The organism is Methanospirillum sp. (assembly GCF_035560735.1).
Taxonomy (GTDB): domain Archaea; phylum Halobacteriota; class Methanomicrobia; order Methanomicrobiales; family Methanospirillaceae; genus Methanospirillum.
The window spans coordinates 1-3,185 of sequence record NZ_DATMYY010000165.1; the positions used below are offsets into that span (position 1 = coordinate 1).

At 43.5% G+C, this 3,185-nt stretch carries 3 protein-coding genes; all 3 read right to left on the reverse strand.

Features of this window, described 5'->3' with window-relative positions; all coding sequences use genetic code 11:
* Positions 1 to 956, reverse strand: a 956-nt coding sequence (locus VN429_RS05040) for a J domain-containing protein (protein ID WP_325630474.1), incomplete at its 3' end; no start/stop codon positions are given.
* A gap of 23 nt (positions 957 to 979) precedes the next feature.
* Positions 980 to 2,854 carry a molecular chaperone DnaK gene (gene dnaK, locus VN429_RS05045; protein ID WP_414675291.1) on the reverse strand — a complete coding sequence of 625 codons (1,875 nt, stop codon included), beginning with the start codon at positions 2,852 to 2,854 and terminating at the stop codon, positions 980 to 982.
* Between the two features lie 25 nt (positions 2,855 to 2,879).
* On the reverse strand, positions 2,880 to 3,185 hold a 306-nt coding region (locus tag VN429_RS05050; RefSeq protein ID WP_325630480.1), incomplete at its 5' end, for a nucleotide exchange factor GrpE.

Consider the following 3,185-nt stretch of genomic DNA (forward strand, 5'->3'; position numbering starts at 1 on the left):
CTATTCAAGTATGGCATCCCTTGTTCTCTGAGTCGAAAAAGGGTATGACTCTGGGTTCCAGGGGGAATTTTCAGTGATGCTGACCCTGTAATTGTCTGAACAGTGATCTCACCCCCAAGTATGGCTGTCTTCACTCCGATTGTGGTTGAACTATACAGATCAGCCCCCTGTCTCTCAAAAGCGGAATCTGTTTTTATATGGACAATAGCATACAAGTCTCCCGGTGGTCCCTGGTTCTCTCCCGCTTCTCCTTCACCGGCAATCCGTAAATATTGTTTATCCTCAACACCCCGTGGAATGGAAACCTCAAGTTTCCTGGTTTTTTGAATTATTCCTTTTCCATGACAGGTTTCACAGAATTTTTCGATGATAACACCGTTTCCACCACATACCTGGCACTGTGCAATATTCATCATCTGCTGAGCACCTCTTTTCTGAACTTTCCTGATTTTCCCGGTCCCATTACAGGTGGTACAGGTCCGGTAAAACCCGGGCTGAGCTCCTATTCCCTGACATGATGAACAAATACTCTGGTGAGGAACTGAAACAGTATTTTTTGTTCCGTAAAAAGCGTCAGTGAGAGAGATTTCTATATCATATCTGAGGTCCGCTCCGGCCCTGTTTTGAACTCTTGCAGTGCCGGTTGAGAATGCATCAAAGATATCTCCCAAACCAAAATCTCTGAACAGATCATCATAACTGGGAGGTTTAGCCTGTGTATACTCTCCAGGTTTATAATCAGCATGACCTACCTGATCGTACTGGACTTTTTTCTTTGGATCGCTCAGGATCTGATATGCTTCATTTACTTCCTTGAATTTTTCTTCGGCTTCGCTACTCCCCTGATTGAGATCAGGATGATATTTTCTGGCAAGATGCCTGAATGCCTTTTTTAAATCATCCTGTGACGCATCCTTTTTCACGCCCAGGATCTCATAGAAATCCTTTTTAGCCATGATGTTCGCGAGAGACCTTACCCTTAATCCTTGACCTTAAAATCTGCATCAACCACTTTTTCTCCATCCGGTGAACTGGATTCCTGGCCTGTCTGATCGCATCCAGAAGAATTACACTGGCCCTCTCCCTGTTTTTGCGATGTTGAGGCTGAATTCTGATACACAGCAGATCCGGCTTCACCGAGAACTTTCTGGAGTTTGTCAGTCTCTGTCCTGATTCGAGTACTATCTTTTCCCTCTAATGCTGTTTTCACTGCCAAAATAGCAGCATTTATCGTATCGATGTGTTCTTGACCTAATTTATCAACAAGATCAGATTTTGTTTTTTCAGCGGTATAGAGCAATGAATCAGCTGAGTTCCTGATTTCGACATCCTCTTTCCGTTTCCGATCATCTTCTTCAAACTTTTTTGCTTCATTAACCATCTTCTTGACATCATTTTCAGGAAGTTTTATCGAAGCCGTTATGGTCATTTTCTGTTCTTTGCCGGTCCCAAGATCCTTAGCAGACACATTTAGAATACCTGATGCATCGATATCAAAGGTTACTTCAATCTGGGGAATCCCACGGGGAGCCGAAGGAATACCAACCAGATTAAACTGACCGAGACTGACGTTATCGCTCGCCATAGGACGTTCTCCCTGGAGAACGTGAACCGTTACAGAAGTCTGGTAATCAGCAGCAGTTGAAAAATTTTCACTCTTTTTAGTGGGGATAGTGGTATTTCTCGCAATCAATTCGGTCCTCACACCTCCCATAGTTTCGATACCAAGGGTGAGTGGAGTTACATCAAGAAGCACCATATCAGTTATCTCACCACCAAGGATAGCACCCTGAATCGCAGCTCCGATGGCAACACATTCCATTGGATCGATTCCCCTCTCAGATTTTTTACCGATGTGATCCTCAATAAATTTCTGAACAACCGGCATCCGGGTTGGTCCGCCAACAAGAATTACTTTCTGAATATCATCTTTTGTTAATTTTGCATCAGTGAGAGCCTGTTCAAAAGGTTGAATACAGCGTTTAATGATAGGTTCAACCAATTGTTCAAGTTTTGATCTGCTTAATTTCATCGACAAATGTTTGGGTCCTGCCTGGGTTGCGGAAACATAGGGCAGATTGATCTCGGTTTCGATTACATTGGATAACTCGATCTTTGCTTTTTCTGCAGCTTCTTTCACCCGGGTTATTGCCATTTTGTCAGTTCTTATATCGATTCCTTCGAGTTTCTGAAACTCGGCAGCAATCCATTCATAGACAGCATTGTCCATGTCAGTGCCTCCAAGCTGGGTATCTCCTGCAGTTGCAAGAACCGTGAACGTTCCACCGCCAAACTCCATGATGGTAACATCGAGCGTCCCACCCCCGAGGTCAAACACGAGGATTTTATATTCTCCGCTGCGATCGAGACCATATGCCATAGAAGCGGCTGTAGGTTCATTAACAAGTCTGACCACATCAAGTCCGGCTATTTTTCCGGCATCTTTTGTGGCTGTTCTCTGGTTATCGTTGAAATACGCAGGAACCGTGATCACAGCCTTGGTAATTGGTTCTCCGAGAAAAGCCTCAGCATCCCTTTTTATCTTCTGCAGAAGAAATGCAGAGATCTGCTGAGGCGTGTATTCTTTTCCTGAAATCTTATAAGCATATTCGGTGCCCATCTTCCGTTTAGCACCAGTGACCGTATCTTCCGGGTTACTCACTGCTTGCCTGCGGGCAGGCTCTCCAACGAGAAGATGTCCTTCAGCTGTAAACGCAATATAGGAGGGAAACATCTTTCCAGCAACCGTGGCTCCTTCAGCTGAAGGAATTATAGTAGGTTTTCCGCCAAGTATGACGGCTGCTTCACTGTTTGATGTTCCCAGGTCAATTCCGATGATCTTCTCTTTTGCCATTGTTTTCACCTTCATTATCTGAAATTTATTCTGCAATCTTTACTTTTGATGGCCTGATGACCTTCGTCTTTAACAGGTATCCGGTACTGAAATCTTCAAGAATTGTGCCGGATTCCTGCTGACATTTCTCTTTACTGATAACTTCATGGAAATTGGGATCACATTTTTTCCCTTCACATTCGATTGGTTGAAGACCATATTCACTCAAAATTTTCATCAATTTTTTTCTGATCATCAAAAGTCCCTCTTTGTTCTGTTCTTTTTCAAGTGAAGGTAAAGCCTGGTCAAAGTCATCTAATATCACCAGGAGATCTTTAATGAGGCTTTCATT